Here is a 16,232-nt window from a genome sequence, read left to right on the forward strand (position 1 = left end):
TGAGGTGCAGCTATGGCAAGTATGAGAGATATCGCGAAATTAGCCGGGGTGTCGGTAGCAAGTGTTTCTAGAATCCTTAACAATGATGAAACCTTCAGTATCAATGAACATACGCGTCAGCGAGTCATTGAGATCGCCAACCAAATGAATTATTCAAAAGAAAAAAATCAACCCCATTCCCGTGAAGTCGGCGACCAAAACACGATTGCCATCATTACCCGCCACGATCGAGAGTCGGAAAGAAACGATCCGTATTTTATGATGATCCGCAACGGGATCGAAAAAGAAGCGGCGAAGTGGCGCTTAAAAACGATTCGGGCCTTTTCCATGCGGGAGCCTCAAAAAGATTTGGCACAATTGGCGAAGTATGGCGCAGTCATTATTATTGGAGAGATGACCAGCGAAGCTTTGGCAGAGATCAGTCAGCAAAATGCCAATATTATCCTGGTGGATAATTATAGTGAAGCACCCAGCTACGATTGCATCCAAACCGATTTTGCCCAAAAGACCCACCAGATCCTCACGATGTTAAAAGAGAAGGGTCATGAGCATATCGCCTTTGTGGGTGGTGTTGCCAGCCGAGTGACGATTTCTGGCGAAGTCGTTTACGATGAACAAGAGATTCGAGCAGAAAATTATCGCCAATGGATGCTGCTCAATAAATTGGAAAAGTTCACAACCGTGCTGCAGGGGAAATGGTCACCAGAGACTGGGTTGCATTTTGGTCAGCAGATCGCGCAAATGAATCCTCGCCCCACAGCGATCGTCGTTGCCAGCGATCCTATGGCTGTCGGGGTTTACAAGGCACTCGCTGAAGCGGGGCTATCTATTCCTAAAGATGTGTCAGTCGTTAGTTTTGATGATATCGAAATGGCGCAATTTATGACGCCCGCACTGTCTTCCGTCAAGATGAAAGCTGAAGAGATGGGGCAGATGAGTGTCGAATTAGCGAAAAATAAAATCCTTGGGGTGCGGACGATGCCGGTTCGCGTCGTTTGTGGCAGTGAATTGATCATTAGAGAATCGATTGCCGAAAAAGATCAGTGACGTCTGATCTTTTTTTATTTTAGGGGTTGTGTAAACATTAACTAAACAACTATACTGATTGTAGTAAACGTTTACAGTTAAAAATAAAGGAGAAAACGAAATGAAGTTTATTGATAAATTAGCCGAAAAGATGGTGCCTTTTGCTCAGATCATTGCCAACAACAAATACTTGTTAAGTCTTCGTGATGGGTTTATGGTCGCTTTTCCTGCAACAATGTTTGCGTCAATTATGATTATTATTCAAAATCTGCCTGCTACTTTCGGACTCTCGGAAAAACTTCCAGAGGGATTCATCACGTTTCTAAACGACTTTTTTGGTCCTATCGGAAATGCGACCATGAGTATCACCGCTATTTTCGTTGTTTTTGGGATCGGCTATCAGTTGGCTGGCAAGTATGGACAAGCCAAATTATTTGCGGGTGCCATCTCACTGTCTTCGTTTTTGATGCTGCTGCCTTTTGGCTCATCCGAAGAGTTAGGTACAGTGATCCCCTTGTCGAAATTAGGGGCTGAGGGCATGTTTGTTGGAATCATCACGGCCATTATCGCTACGCAGATCTATTGCAAAATCAGTGCGGCTGGGCTGACGATCAAAATGCCAGATTCGGTTCCGCCAATGATCGCAGAATCCTTTGTCGCCATCATTCCTGGTGCGGCACCGTTGTTCCTTTTCAATTTGATCCGCTACTTGTTCACCTTTACTTCATGGGGCAATGCCGTTGATTTCGTTTATGAGATTTTGCAAAAACCATTGATGGGCTTAGGTGGTACGTTGCCAGCAGTACTGATCGCCGTCTTGTTCACCCAATTCTTCTGGTGGTTTGGGATTCACGGGACACTAGTGGTCAATGCGGTGATCGATCCAATCATGAATGCGTTAGCGATTGAAAACTATGAAGCTTACAAAGCAGGGGCTGAACAATTGCCCCATATCATTAACACTACGTTTATGGGCGTGTTCGTCAATCAAGGAATGCAGCTGGGGATCTCGATTACAATGGCCTTCTTTATCGCTCGTTCGATTCGGATGAAAAAATTAATGAAGACGGTGATCGCTCCATCTGTTTTCAACGTATCTGAACCGATGACCTTTGGTTTGCCGATCGTCTTGAACCCAATCGCTTTTGTCCCATGGATCTTAGCGCCATTAGCCAGTACGACGATCTCTTACTTTGCGATCGCCGCAGGCTTGGTGCCACGACCAATTGGAGCAACGGTGGTTTGGACGACCCCTGTTTTCTTATCTGGTTGGTTAGGCACGGGTTCTGTTGCCGGCGCAATCTTACAGTTAGTGACGGTTGCCGTAATGACCTTGATTTGGGTGCCATTCTTGATCGTAATGGATCGCGGGTACTTGAAAGAAGAAAAAGCAGAAGCGGCATTAAATGAACAAGCGGCATCTGAAATGATCAATCAAAGAGTAGAAGAAAGATAAGCCCAGAAACGGAAAGGAATGCAATAGCGCACCCTTTAGAAAGGAATTTGTGATGAGAACCGATACATTGTCTTGCAGTTATCAAATGAATACCACATCTACGGACTTTTCCCGTGTGTTATTGGCGGAACAAGAGAAATTCTTTCGAGCCAAACAAGCCCAAGAACCGTTCGGGGAAGGCTGCCGTATTGAAACGATGATCCAAACCAAAACCGCTCCGCGGTTGGTACCTGCCGTTATGACGGTCAAAAAAATTGCCGCGGATGAGCTGTGGCTTCGTACGACCCATGAAGAAGGAGTGATCGATCAACGGTACAGTTTTGCTCCAGGACGAAAAGGGAAGCTGCAAGTCACGTATTCGGAACAAAGCCGTTTTGAGCAGCAGAAAACAACCTACAGTTTTATGCTGGCGGCGCTGTTTTACAAATTCTTTTTCAATCGTGGCGTCAAAAAACGCTTGCGTTATCTTGAAGCAGCTTGTCAACGAGCAGGGACAAATGAAAAAAATGGGGAAAATCGAGGATAGCAATGATAGAAATTAGAAACGAACAACTCTTTCACTTATACAATGAAAAAATCAGTTATATCATCAATGTGTTACCAAATCAGCAACTGGGTCATGTCTATTTTGGGCCATCGCTAGGCACACTGGCGCCATTTGATCAAGCGTACCTTGAGAAAAAAGAGAATAAATCGGCAGGAACTGTCAAATTTTTTGAAGCAGACAATCTTTTTACCTTGGCGGACCGTTTTCAAGAATTGCCAACATATGGGACTTCTGATTTTCGAGAAGGTGCAGTATCGGTTTTTGAGGAAGAAACCCCTCTTTATGTGGATTTTAAACTTGTGGCTTTTCACTGTTTTGAGGGCAAAGAACGAAAGCTGGCGCAACCCGCCAGCTTCGCGGCTGCCGATGAAAGCCAGAGCATCGTCTTTGAATTAGTAGATCAAGAGCGGCAGCTGGAACTGGCGATCACCTATACGATCTTCAAAGGATCAGGAACCATCACGCGGCAGCAAACATTGACCAATACGGGGAGCAAGCCTAGAACCATTCAGCGCTTTTTGAGTGGTGTCTTGGAGCTGAAAAATCGCAATTTTGAACTGCTGCATCTGTCAGGCGCCTGGCTGAAAGAACGGCATATCAAGACGGTCCCTTTGACCCAAGGGACGATCAGTGTCGGCTCGTTAAAAGGAGCGTCTGGTCATCAGCACAATCCTTTTGTCGCCTTAAAAGAACAGCAAGCCACCAATGACACTGGTCACGTCTATGGTGCCAACCTGATTTATTCTGGCAACTTTTTGGCGCAAGCGGAAATGGATGAATGGGACAACGTTCGATTGATGTTGGGGATACATCCTGAGCATTTCAGCTGGCAGCTTTCACAAGGAGAAACCTTTGAAGCACCAGAATGTCTCTTCACCTTCACCGCTGCTGGTCTGAATGGCTTGAGTCAAGAATCCGCCCAATTTATCGAAAAGCATGTGATTGCTCCTTATTGGCAAAAGCGGCAGCGGCCGATTGTCTTTAATAACTGGGAAGCGACATATTTTGATTTTAATGAAGAGAAGTTGTTGACCTTAGCCCAAGAAAGCAAGGCGTTAGGGATGGAGTGCTTTGTGCTGGATGATGGTTGGTTTGGGAAACGCAACGATGATCGCAGTTCATTAGGCGATTGGGTGGCGGACCCTGTCAAATTTCCAAAAGGAATCGGCTCTTTTGCTGAGAAAATTCATGCCATGCAGCTGCAACTGGGGATTTGGTTTGAACCGGAAATGGTTTCGCCAGATAGTCAGTTGTACCAAGAGCATCCTGAGTGGGTAGTCAAGCATCCTTATGAGCGGATCTCTGTGGGGCGCGGACAATACGTGTTGGATTTTGCCAATCCAGCAGTGGTTGAGGCAATTTTCGAAGCGATGCAAAAAGTGATCCTTGAAACCAAGCTGGATTACATCAAATGGGATATGAACCGCAATATCACTGAAGCTTACTCTCCCTATTTAGCAGAACAGGGAATTTCTCAGACGGAGTTTTATCATCGCTATATTTTAGGTCTTTATCGCTTATATGAAAAAATCTTAGCGGCGTTTCCGACCCTTTTGATCGAAGGCTGTGCTGGCGGCGGGGGCAGATACGATTTGGGGATCTTGTTTTACAGTCCGCAGATTTGGCCTAGTGATGATAGTGATGCAGTGGAACGTTTAGCGATCCAAAGCGGAACGTTGCTAGGGTATCCGTTGTCCTCCTTCAGCAATCACGTGTCGGCGGCACCAAACCACCAAGTCGGTCGGGCAACTTCTTTAGACTTTCGGCAAACCGTCGCAATGTTTGGGCCTTTGGGGTATGAACTCGATCTCTTTCATTTGTCTGAAGCTGAAAAGCAGGCAATCAAATCCCAAATCGTTTTTATAAAAACAGCGGCAATTGCTGACCTTTGGCACTTTTTACCAGCTGCAGCAGTTGGACCATGGCAATGAAAAAACTTGGGCGGTGTATGATCCGCAAAACGAAGAAGCATTGATTGCTTTCTTTCGCGTGTTGGCACAAGCCAATCCGACGGCGGAAGACTTTTTGCCCGTAGCCTTTCTCGATGGCCAACAGGTATATCAGGTCAATGGCGAACCCGTCTCTGGTCAGTTGTTAAGGCAATTAGGGTTGCGTAAACCCTATCAGTTTAATGCCGTCAACCATGGAACGGCGCAAGTCACTGGCGATTTTCAATCATTTGTCTACCAGTTACAAGCCAAAAAAGGAGTAGAATGATGAGCAATCAATTGTTTGATCAGCAGTTTATGCATGGCGGGGATTACAACCCCGATCAATGGCTGGCTTATCCAGAAATCTTGCAAAAGGATCTTGCTTATATGCAGCAAGCCCATGTCAACACCGTCACATTAGGGGTGTTTGCTTGGAGTGCCTTAGAGCCGCAAGAAGGCGTTTATCAGTTTGACTGGTTGGATCGTGTGTTTGATCAGATCCATGGCATCGGCGGCAAAGTCATTTTGGCCACTCCTAGCGGTGGTCGGCCTCAATGGCTGAGCCAAAAGTATCCTGAAGTCAATCGGACAAACGCCCAAGGGCAAAAACATACCCATGGGTTTCGCCACAATCACTGTTACTCTTCACCGATCTATCGGGAAAAGGTGACGCAAATCAATCAGCAGTTGGCAAAACGTTACGGCAAGCATCCGGCATTAGCCATGTGGCATATTTCCAATGAGTACTCTGGGGAATGCTTTTGCTCCTATTGTCAGGAAAACTGGCGCCGCTGGCTGCAAAAAAAATATGGTGATTTAGCCACGTTGAATCATGCCTGGTGGACTTCTTTTTGGGGCGGTACGTACTCTGATTGGTCGCAGGTTTTACCGCCTTCACCTTTAGGGGAACACAAAGTGCATGGCATGGATCTTGATTGGAAACGATTTGTCACAGATAGGACGATCAATTTTTATTTGCATGAATGTGCGCCGATCCGTCAACTGACACCGGACATTCCTGTGACGACGAATTTTATGGCGGAAGGACATGCTACCCAAGATTTTATTCCTTTAGAAGGCATTGACTACAGCAAGTTCGCTCGTCATGTGGATATCGTTAGCTGGGATAGTTACCCTGATTGGAACAACAACTTTGAATCCTTGGCAGCGACAGCGATGAAATCCGCCTATGTGCATGACCAGTACTGGTCATTGAAGAAACAGCCCTTTTTAGTGATGGAATGCACGCCGAGTTTTGTTAACTGGCATTCCTTCAATAAAGCGAAAAAGCCTGGTGTTCATCAGTTGAGTGCCATGCAGCAGATCGCCCATGGCTCAGATAGTACCTTGTATTTTCAATGGCGCCAATCCCGCGGCAATTCAGAAAAATTCCATGGGGCAGTCGTGGGACATGATGATTCCACGGAGAATCGGGTCTTCAAAGAAGTTGCGGCTTACGGCAAGCGCTTGGAAAAAATCAAAGAGATTCAAGGAACCACCAGAAAAAAAGCAGTGGCGATCCTTTTTGATTGGGAAAGCAACTGGGCATTGAAGCGAGGTGGCGGGTTTGGACGACCAACCCGACGGTATCCCCAAACGTTGCAGGAGCATTATAGTTATTTTTGGGAACAAGACATAGCGGTCGATATTTTGACCCCAGAGCAAGATTTTTCTGACTATCAGTTGGTGATCGCTCCGATGCTTTACTTGATGACAGCAGAGACGATGGCAAAACTTTGCCAGTACACGGAAGCTGGTGGTACCTTGATTTCCAGTTACTTTAGCGGCATGGTCAATGAAACCGACCTGTTGTATCTGGGGGGCTTGCCACAGCCGTTGCGAGGGTTATTAGGCATCAACGTGCTGGAGCTAGAAACTCTTTTTGACACTGAACACAACCAAGTGGTTTTTCAAGGACAGCCCTTTGAAACACGGGACTATTCTGCAATCATTGAAGCCGAAACAGCGGAGGTACTAGGGGAATATCAAGCGGATTTTTACCAAGGAACCCCTGCGATTACCAAAAATGCCTTTGGTGCCGGCACCGCCTATTATCTGGCAGCTCGCACCAACTATGACTTTTTCGAACAGTTTTATGCCTCTTTGGTCCGTGAGTTGTCTTTGGCAGAGGAAAGGATCGCGCATGCCAACCCTGAAGTCTCGATCCAAGGCAGGATCAGTCCGGAACGAACGTACTTTTTCATCATGAATTTTTCTGGGAAAGAGCAGACATTGGACTTGATCAAAGAAGTCGTTGATTTAGAGACCAATCAAGCAGTCCCTCCAACAGTAACCTTGGCGCCGTATGAAGTGCGAGTGGTTTATTTTAACAATTAGCTGACCATTGGAAAAAACGTCCCTTTCGACAAACACAGAAAGGGACGGTTTTTTGATGAATGGTTTATCAGAAATCATTCTGGATCGGATGCTTGGTACTTTTTCATCCATTGAGGCAATGCGGCACTGATTTGTGTCGGCAACACGACATAGTGCTCTTTTGCCAATACTTCGCCAATCAGGCTATGGAGATAGACAGCCGCTTGGATCGTTTCCTCTGTTTTTTCAAACTGTGCCAAAAAGCTGGTGATCATGCCTGCCAGCGTATCCCCCATGCCGCCAGTCGCCATTGCGGGTGTTCCGAGGGGATTTTGGGCGATGCTGCTGCCGTAAATTTGCGTGCGATGGCTTTTTAAGACCACCAGACTTCCGAGTTTTTGTTGGGCTTGTTGGTTGTTTTCTTCGGTCTGATCGGCAATTGCCAGTCCGCTGAGCCGTTGCCATTCCATTTGATGCGGCGTGAAGACGACTTGTTCAGGAAAGGGGATGATCAGCGGATATTTGGCAGCCAAATTGATCGCCGAACCATCGATCACCAACCATTGGTGTTCTTTTTGGGCAGAAACGATCCGCTGCAGCAGATCAAAATTGCTTTTTCCTTCGCCTAATCCAGGACCAATCAGTAGGACGTCCGCCGATTCAGTGACCGTATCGATCAGTTCTGTTTGCTGCCAATCGACAAACATCGCTTCAGGCAAGCGGGCGTGTAGGGCGGTTCGGTTAACGCCATCGGAGATCACGGTGGTCAAACCAGTTCCCCCATACACACAGGCTTGCGCAGCCATTAAGATCGCCCCACCGAATTGGCGGTTGCCTCCTACTAAAACGGCTCGGCCAAAGGTGCCTTTGTGGCTTTTTGTCGGGCGCTGTTGGATCACTTTGGATAAAATCGCAGAATCAAGTTGCTCCATGCAATGACTCCTTTCGTTAATCAAAATCGAGTTATATTTATTATACCTGTTTCCTAGAAATTTCCTAGAAAAGACCCATGGAAAAAGGCGCAATTTTTTTTCCTTTTTTGGTTTAAGAGTGTTATCATAAATAGCGAGAACAGAAATGGAGGGAACACTATGACAATCGATTGGAAAAAAGAGGTCGAAGCCCGCAAAGACGATTTGCTGAACGACTTGATTGATCTATTGAAAGTGAAAAGTGAAAGAGAAGATGATAAAGCGACTGCGGATGCACCATTTGGTCCTGGACCTCGTGATGCGTTGCTACACATGCTAGCTTATGGCGAACGTGATGGCTTCACAGTCAAAAACGTCGATAACTACGCTGGTCACATCGAATTTGGTGAAGGAGACGAAACATTAGGGATCTTCGGCCACATGGATGTTGTTCCTGCAGGTGACGGCTGGTCAACCGATCCTTATGATCCAGTCATCAATGACAACAAAATCTATGCTCGTGGTTCTTCTGATGATAAAGGTCCTTCAATGGCTGCCTATTATGGGATGAAGATCATCAAAGAATTGGGCTTGCCATTATCGAAAAAAATCCGTTTTGTCGTTGGTTCTGATGAAGAAAGCGGCTGGGCAGATATGGATTACTACTTTGAGCATGAAGAAAAGCCTGATTTTGGCTTCTCACCAGATGCCAATTTCCCAATCATCAATGGAGAAAAAGGAAATGTGACATTAGGGATCCATTTCCAAGGCAACAATGAAGGAGACTTCACGCTACAAAGCTTTACTGCTGGCTTGCGGGAAAATATGGTACCAGGAACGGCAACAGCAAGCTTCATTGCTCCATCAACAGAAGAAGCATTAGCGATCGAAAAAGCCTTTTTCGATTACGTTGAAGCCAATCCAGTGACGGGCACGATTGAAACAGAAAATGAACAAGTGACGATTGAATTAGTCGGTAAAGGTGCCCATGGTGCCAGCCCACAATCAGGAATCAATGCAGGGACCTTCTTAGCAGTCTTCTTAGATAACTATGCCTTTGGCGGCGGCGCAAAACAATTCATCCATGCAGCAGCAGCCTATGTCCATGAAGATTTCTACGGTGAAAAATTAGGTGTGGCGTACGAAGACGAAAAAATGGGTAAATTGACTATGAATGCTGGCTTGTTTGCTTTTAAAGCGAACCAAGCAGGAACGCAAGCAGACAACTTTATCGCATTGAACTTCCGTTATCCTAAAGGGGTAACTGCGGAAGGACTTGAAATCGGTGTGGAACGCACCGTCGGTATGGAAGGGGCCACCGTTACCCGCAATGACCGCAACATGGAACCTCACTACGTGCCAGCAGATGATCCATTGGTAGAAACTTTATTGGCGGTTTATGAAGAACATACTGGCGAAAAAGGCTTCGAACAAATCATCGGCGGCGGCACATACGGCCGTCTATTGAAACGCGGCGTTGCTTATGGCGCAATGTTCCCTGGCTATGTCGACACCATGCACCAAGCCAATGAATTCATGAGCTTGGATGACCTATTCAACGCAGCGGTGATCTATGCAGATGCTATCTACCGTTTGGCGAAATAAAGAGACATTGATTGGGTCTGTTCACTCGCTAAATAAATACAATTGAACGTTTCGTGCGGCATTCTCGTATCTTTTTCATGTGAGAGAATGCCGCACTTTTTTAGTATAGAATAGCGGGCTGAGTAGTAAAAAACACCTCATAGTGATGAGGTGTAGAAGCAATCAGTCTTTACATTTTTTCTTTAGGATTGCGTCAGTGAGGATTTCTGAAAAATCTAAATGCATAGTTCGTCCTAGTTTATCCGCCCATTGAGGAATCGCCAGTTTTTTCTCGACGAAGGTTTGATTCTCTAAATATTCTGAAACATCGACAAGGACCATCGATAGAAATGATTTTTCTTTATCGTAATCGAATTCAAAATCTAAATCGTCTATAAATGGATTGTTCGCTTCCAGTGATAAACAATTAATGGGTGTAGAGAGCGGAATCTCCCGATTATTTTCAATACAATCTGCCAAAACGATTCCGAGCCAATCGGATGCCATGAATAAAGCATCGGCGATGTCTAAGCCTTGAGTGCCGACTTGCTCAGGAAAATCAGGAAAGGAAATAAAATACTTCACTACGCTTTCGTCTGTATCGGTGTAATAAAACAATGCAGGGTAACTTGCTAACATAGTGTACAACTCCTTTTTCGCGATTCTCTACAGATCTGATCATAATGGTAGCGCTCTTATTTTTCACTAGTACCTAGTAGTCTTAAGCAAGAGTTGTTGCTTTTTTATTGTACCAGTGTCATAAATACTGAACAATAGGCAATTTTTTTTAAGAGGAGAGTATCAATTCAGAAATTCTGATGATTGAAAGAACATCATCTTTTGTGGTAATTTAAAAATCTTTGTGTCTATTATTAATGAAAATGTTCTATTTTATTATTGACATCAAATCATCCGAATGATTTACTTTTTGTAAGGAGTTGAAAAGTGATGCCTGATTTGATGAAATTTATTTTGGTTATTCTGGCGATTTGGGTGGTTTATCAAGTATTTACGACGATTTTATTTACCCTTTCCCAAAAAGCAGTTGCCAAACGAATCAAAAGCGGGAAGATGTCTGATCAGCAGTTGGCGAATTTGTACCACGCTGTAGCACGAGCAAATCAAGGAAGCAATTTCCAAGCGATTTTCTCTTATGGGCTCTTTTACCGCAGCCATGCAAAGCAAAGTGATGCGGTTTATGAACTGTATCGCGCAGAAATGGCGAAAAGAGATCTGCTGTAACCAACTGTGAAGCAACTGCTTTCTGGAATATTGCTCGAAGTAGCAAAAAGCCTAGGTCCTGTACAACAAGTGCAGAACCTAGGCTTTTTTGTTATTTACTTGGCAGCAAGCTGTGACAGATAAGCACAGCTCTTTGCTACGACTATTTCTGGTCTTTGTTGCTTTTTTGATCCATACCGGCACCGATCGCTACACCTAGTGCGATGCCTAAACCCATGCCTAATGCCAGGTTGTCAAAAAACAGCATCCCAAATGCAGCACCTAAGGCCATTCCGACACCGATCCCCAGTCCCATATTGTTAGAAGCGGCTTCTTTTTCTTCAGACGTTTGCGGCGGTTTTTTCGTCATTGTGAAAAACCCCTTTCTTTTTAGTATAGAAGGGTTTTGTTTTGTTGACAAACATTCGAACTGCTGATCAGTGATATTTAACAGGAGGGTGCAGTTGCTTAGTACAGTAAACGGGGTGAACCATTGGTCTATCTTCCGCCGGGCAAATAATTACGCTCGGGGTTGTAGCGGCGAATGATCTTATTTTCAGCAAGTACGTGCTCATAATAATAAACAGGCGCATCCTTAGTCTCTAGTCGAAAAACAAAGACGAGCGGAACCTTTAAGACGGAATAGCGCGCGGGGATCGCAATATACGATTTTTGGTTGCGCTCCATCGTCAGTGCGAATTCATCAAACAAAAGCGCCACTGGTGTGGGAAAGTTTACCAATTCATAATAGTGTTTTTCAAATGCATAGGTTTCTTGTTTTGCATAAGCGATTTTTGCAGCGGGCATACGCATTCACCTCACTTGAATTATACGAACGTTTGTTCTGTTTGTAAAGTGGAAAATCACCAAACGAGGAAAAAGGGGGCGTTCTCTATGAAAGAGATGTTTTGCTAACAAGAAATTTGCTACACTAGAGAAAAGAAGAAATCAAAAAGGAGCAGATACTATGGATTACGAACGTTTCGCACGATTACAGGCACGCTTTGCCGATGAAAAACTGCTGACCAAAGAAGGGGTCTATCGGTTGCGTTTGTCAGGGAAGGCGCAGTTCGAACTAGCCTTTATCAAAACCGGCCCCTGTGGCGAGTCTGTCTACCAGCCGCTGATCAAGGGCACTTTTGCTGAAAAAGAAGCAATCCCTACCTATTTGCTGGATCTTGCGGCGCAGCCTATGACGCAAATCAGTCAGCGAACCTCCGAAAATGAAGCAGTGTTAGATAAAGCGTTAGCAGCATTAATGGAAACATGTGAGCAGGCAGTTGCCGTCAACGAAGCCGCACAAGAAGCCACACGTTAATTACCATGACAAAGATACAAGAGCCGCCTGAACCTGATTTTTACACTAAGAAAAAAAACGATCCTGACAAGATTCCTTGCCAGCGATCGTTTTTTATTTTCCCGTGGTGATTAGTGTCCTCATTCGCCGAAGTGGTCTGAGAAGCCTTGTTGCTTCATAAAGGCAGCGACATCTGGACGTCGCGGTTCACGGAAAAATTCCGTCATTTTCGTTTGCCAATTGGTTTGCTGTTGATTGCGGCTGCGCTGTGCATAATAGGCTTCTGTCGCTTGGTTGTACTGGGCTGTTTGCTCCTGCGTCAGCGGTTGATACTGATCGACACTTACGATCGCTTCTTGGGGCAAGCGGACTTTCGGCTCATTTCTGTGTTGCGGATAACCGATCGTCAAGCCGAATAACGGAAACGTCAATTTTGGTAAGCCGACGAGCTCTGCGATACGAGGCAAATCATTGCGGATGCCGCCGATGTAGCAAATTCCTAAGTCTTGCGCTTCAGCGTAAGCTACCATATTTTGGGCAGCGATGGTCGTATCAACGACTGACACAATAAATGGTTCCATCGTGGTTAAGTGGGTATCCGGCAATCCTGCTTGGGTCAGCAGCTGCTGATGCTTATGTAAGTCGGCGATAAAAAGGTAGAAGACTCCGGTTCGAGTGATATAGTTTGGGGCACCCGCGAGCTTTTCAATCTCAGCCAGCTTTTCGGGATCACTGACCTCAATGATCGAATAGGCTTGAACAAAGTTCGAACTGGAACCGCTCTGGGCCACCGTTACTAGTTTTTGCTTGAGTTCCTTTGATAGTGGCCGGGGTTGAAAATCTCTGACAGAGCTGTGGTGGGTAAAAGTATCAAAAAGATCCATCGTTTTTCCTCCTGTAACGTACAAATTTCTTTCTTCCTTAGTGTAACAGAAAAAAAGGAATGGGAACTAAAAGAATGTTTTCAAAAAATTTTCAAATTGATGTTTTATAGTTGCCAAGCATAACAGTTTCCGTTATGATAATGATACATTCTTATTATTATTCCTTAGGGGAGTAACCGGTGGCGCAAGCTGCGATAATATCAACAGTAAGTAAGCTGGCGACAGCTTTCTGGTATTATTTGAAATGGTGAGACCTAAGACAAGCGTATACTTGTCTTAGGTCTCTTTTTTTCTAGCAGAGTGCCTAAGGAAAATAAAATTAAAAGGGGCAAAAAAATTGGCGAAAGAAATGTATCAAAAAGAAATCTCGGAAATTATGGCAGAGGTCCAGAGCAGTCCAGAGGGGTTGACGCAGCAAGAGGCAGCCAAGCGCTTAGAAAATGGCCTGAACCAGCTGAAGGAAGCACCTAAGAAATCTAGCTTTGCCTTATTCTTAGATACCTTCAAAGATGCGATGGTGATCGTCTTGCTGATCGTGGCAATCATCCAAATGGTTATGGGTGCCCACGTTGAGTCGATCGTTATCTTCGCAGTACTCTTGTTGAATTCCGTCGTCAGTGTGATTCAAACGAAAAAAGCCGAAGGGTCGTTAGACGCTTTGAAAAGCCTGTCGGCACCAGATGCTAACGTCATTCGGGATGGCAAAGAACAAAGTGTGCTAGCGAAAGAATTGGTTGTCGGCGACATCGTTATTTTAGAAGCTGGGGACTATGTACCAGCAGATGGTCGATTGATCGAAGAGGGTTCTTTGAAGGTCGATGAAGGAATGCTGACTGGGGAATCAACGCCAGCGGAAAAAGAATTAGGTGTGATCGATCGTACCGCACCGATCGGCGACCGTGACAACATGGTCTTCAGTGGAACGATCGTCACTTATGGGCGTGGTCGGTTTATCGTAACCGCAACTGGTAATGTGACGGAAATCGGTCAAGTGGCGGGCTTATTGGAAAGTACGGTTGAACACAAAACGCCATTGCAAAGAGGACTAGACAGCTTCAGTAAGAAACTGAGCTTGGCGATCTTGGTCCTTTCATTGATTATTTTAGGGGTTCAAGTAGCACGGCTGTTCTTAGGTGACGGTACAGGTGATATGACGGAAGATTTAGTCAACGCCTTTATGTTTGCGGTAGCCGTAGCCGTTGCAGCGATCCCAGAAGCCTTGCAATCGATCGTGACGATCGTCCTTTCCATCGGAACAAAACAAATGGCGAAGCGTCATGCCATCATTCGAAAACTACCAGCGGTTGAAACATTGGGTTCAACGAGTATCGTTTGTACCGATAAGACAGGGACCTTGACCCAAAACAAAATGACCGTTGTTGACTACTATCTACCAAATGGGCAAACGGGCACGTTCCCCGATGAGCCAACTACCTGGACATTGCCTGAAAAACGCTTGGTAGAAATCAGTGTCTTGGCAAATGATGCTGCCATCAGTGAAGATGGGGCGAAGCTAGGAGACCCTACTGAAATTGCGTTTCTGGATTACAGTGAGAAACTAAATCAGCCATATCGGGCGATTCGTCAACAGTTTCCTCGTTTGCAAGAATTGCCTTTCGATTCTGATCGTAAATTGATGTCCACCTTACATGAGATCGATGGCGAACATTTATTGTTGACCAAAGGTGGTCCAGACATCGTCTTTGGCCGCAGTACTAAAGTCTTGATCGATGATCAAGTCGTGCCTTTAACAGATGAAATCAGAAATAAGTTGCAGCATCAAAACGAAGAATTCTCAAAACGGGCATTACGAGTCTTGGCGTTTGCTTACCGTCCATTGACCGATGCCCAATCACGAGAATTGACACTAGAGGATGAAAACGAGCTGATTTTGGTTGGTTTGATGGCAATGATCGATCCTCCTCGTAAAGAAGTCAAACAAGCCGTAGCGGATGCTAAATCTGCTGGTATCAAAACAGTGATGATCACAGGGGACCACAAAACGACAGCCGTGGCGATCGCACAAGAGATCGGTATTTCAGCCGAGGGCGATTTAGCCTTGACTGGTACGGAATTGGATGCTCTTTCTGAAACCGAACTAGCGGATCAATTAGACAAAATCACAGTCTATGCTCGTGTTTCGCCGGAAAACAAAATCCGTATCGTGCGGGCTTGGCAAGACAAAGGCAAGATTTCTGCCATGACCGGAGATGGGGTCAATGATGCACCCGCCTTGAAACAAGCGGATATCGGGATCGCAATGGGAACCGGAACGGACGTTGCCAAAGATGCAGCGGCGATGGTCTTGACGGATGACAACTTTGCCTCGATTATTCGTGCTGTAGAAGTTGGCCGAAACGTCTTTGACAACATCAAAAAAGCCATTTCGTATTTGTTTGCTGGAAACTTAGGTGCGATCATTGCGATCGTCTTTGCCTTAGTGATGGGTTGGGACAATCCATTTACTGCCTTGCAGCTGCTCTTTATCAACTTAGTCAACGACTCATTACCAGCGATTGCTCTTGGAATGGAAAAAGCCGAACCAACCATCATGCAGCGCCAGCCAAGAGATCCAAATGCTGGTATCTTCACTGGAAAAACATTGATCTCAGTAACGTATCGCGGTATTTTGATTGCCGCTGTCGTGATTTTGGCACAATGGTTAGGGATGAGCCAATCACCAGAATTAGGTGTAGCGATGGCCTTCTCAACACTTATCTGGAGCCGAACATTGCAAACATTGCCAGCACGCTCAAACACTGAGACTGCTTGGCAAGCTGGCCTTTTTGCCAATAAAATGGTATGGTTGGCGATCGTCGTTTGTGGTGGACTATACAGCATTACCTTGATTCCGGGAATCCGTGAAGTCTTTGCGATTCCAGCAACTTTCACTTTAGGCCATGTCGGTCTATGTATCGCAATGGCTGCTGTGGCAGTTGTTTTGATGGAAATCACGAAACTGATTATTATTGCCGTTCAAAAACGTCAAGGAAACGCCTAAAGCAAAAAACGTATCGATCCTTTGATCGATACGTTTTTTTGTCGTTTCTCCTCACTGC

13 protein-coding genes and 1 pseudogene are annotated in these 16,232 nt (G+C 45.4%); 9 read left to right on the top strand and 5 right to left on the bottom strand.

What is annotated here, in order from left to right; genetic code table 11:
* The first annotated feature begins 12 nt into the window (after positions 1-12).
* The 5 genes and pseudogenes from FJU10_RS10175 (at position 13) to FJU10_RS10195 (ending at position 7,297) form a co-directional block, all read left to right on the top strand.
* The gene (locus tag FJU10_RS10175; RefSeq protein ID WP_140965822.1) at positions 13-1,047 is read left to right on the top strand and encodes a LacI family DNA-binding transcriptional regulator; all 1,035 of its coding nucleotides are present in this window, start codon (positions 13-15) and stop codon (positions 1,045-1,047) included.
* Positions 1,048-1,147: 100 nt separating this feature from the next.
* Positions 1,148-2,482 (top strand): PTS sugar transporter subunit IIC, encoded by a 1,335-nt coding sequence (locus FJU10_RS10180; protein ID WP_005234719.1) that lies wholly within the window; start codon positions 1,148-1,150, stop codon positions 2,480-2,482.
* 52 nt (positions 2,483-2,534) lie between these two features.
* Positions 2,535-3,008 (top strand): hypothetical protein, encoded by a 474-nt coding sequence (locus FJU10_RS10185; RefSeq protein WP_140965823.1) that lies wholly within the window; start codon positions 2,535-2,537, stop codon positions 3,006-3,008.
* A 2-nt stretch (positions 3,009-3,010) separates the two neighbouring features.
* Positions 3,011-5,246: pseudogene (locus FJU10_RS10190) on the top strand (alpha-galactosidase).
* Positions 5,243-7,297, top strand: a complete 2,055-nt coding sequence (locus tag FJU10_RS10195) for a beta-galactosidase (RefSeq protein ID WP_140965824.1) — start codon at positions 5,243-5,245, stop codon at positions 7,295-7,297. The pseudogene FJU10_RS10190 and the gene FJU10_RS10195 overlap by 4 nt, the downstream one beginning before the upstream one ends.
* Positions 7,298-7,371: 74 nt before the next feature.
* On the opposite strand, the gene FJU10_RS10200 is transcribed toward FJU10_RS10195, so the two are convergent.
* On the bottom strand, positions 7,372-8,208 hold the full coding sequence (locus FJU10_RS10200) for an NAD(P)H-hydrate dehydratase (RefSeq protein WP_140965825.1): 837 nt from the start codon (positions 8,206-8,208) through the stop codon (positions 7,372-7,374).
* 159 nt (positions 8,209-8,367) lie between these two features.
* Between FJU10_RS10200 and pepV the strand changes: the two genes are divergently transcribed.
* A complete protein-coding gene (pepV, locus tag FJU10_RS10205; protein ID WP_005225493.1) occupies positions 8,368-9,792 on the top strand; it encodes a dipeptidase PepV in 1,425 nt (474 codons plus the stop codon).
* 162 nt (positions 9,793-9,954) lie between these two features.
* On the opposite strand, the gene FJU10_RS10210 is transcribed toward pepV, so the two are convergent.
* Complete coding sequence (locus FJU10_RS10210) at positions 9,955-10,410, bottom strand: type II toxin-antitoxin system HicB family antitoxin (RefSeq protein WP_140965826.1); 456 nt, start codon at positions 10,408-10,410, stop codon at positions 9,955-9,957.
* A gap of 309 nt (positions 10,411-10,719) precedes the next feature.
* On the opposite strand from FJU10_RS10210, the gene FJU10_RS10215 reads away from it, so the two are divergent.
* Positions 10,720-11,013, top strand: a complete 294-nt coding sequence (locus FJU10_RS10215) for a hypothetical protein (protein ID WP_140965827.1) — start codon at positions 10,720-10,722, stop codon at positions 11,011-11,013.
* A 142-nt stretch (positions 11,014-11,155) separates the two neighbouring features.
* Here the strand turns inward: FJU10_RS10215 and FJU10_RS10220 are convergent, their stop codons facing one another.
* Positions 11,156-11,362, bottom strand: coding sequence for a glycine zipper family protein (locus tag FJU10_RS10220; RefSeq protein ID WP_081118216.1), 207 nt, complete (start codon positions 11,360-11,362; stop codon positions 11,156-11,158).
* 128 nt (positions 11,363-11,490) lie between these two features.
* Positions 11,491-11,799 carry a DUF5960 family protein gene (locus tag FJU10_RS10225; RefSeq protein ID WP_008378984.1) on the bottom strand — a complete coding sequence of 103 codons (309 nt, stop codon included), beginning with the start codon at positions 11,797-11,799 and terminating at the stop codon, positions 11,491-11,493.
* A gap of 160 nt (positions 11,800-11,959) precedes the next feature.
* On the opposite strand from FJU10_RS10225, the gene FJU10_RS10230 reads away from it, so the two are divergent.
* Complete coding sequence (locus FJU10_RS10230; RefSeq protein ID WP_081118215.1) at positions 11,960-12,310, top strand: hypothetical protein; 351 nt, start codon at positions 11,960-11,962, stop codon at positions 12,308-12,310.
* 119 nt (positions 12,311-12,429) lie between these two features.
* On the opposite strand, the gene FJU10_RS10235 is transcribed toward FJU10_RS10230, so the two are convergent.
* Positions 12,430-13,173, bottom strand: a complete 744-nt coding sequence (locus FJU10_RS10235; RefSeq protein WP_140965828.1) for an NADPH-dependent oxidoreductase — start codon at positions 13,171-13,173, stop codon at positions 12,430-12,432.
* Positions 13,174-13,522: 349 nt separating this feature from the next.
* On the opposite strand from FJU10_RS10235, the gene FJU10_RS10240 reads away from it, so the two are divergent.
* Positions 13,523-16,174, top strand: coding sequence for a cation-translocating P-type ATPase (locus FJU10_RS10240; RefSeq protein ID WP_016613591.1), 2,652 nt, complete (start codon positions 13,523-13,525; stop codon positions 16,172-16,174).
* The last annotated feature ends 58 nt before the right edge of the window (positions 16,175-16,232 follow it).

The sequence above is a fragment of the Enterococcus sp. OL5 genome (genome assembly GCF_006491895.1).
GTDB classification, from domain to species: Bacteria; Bacillota; Bacilli; order Lactobacillales; family Enterococcaceae; genus Enterococcus_D; species Enterococcus_D innesii.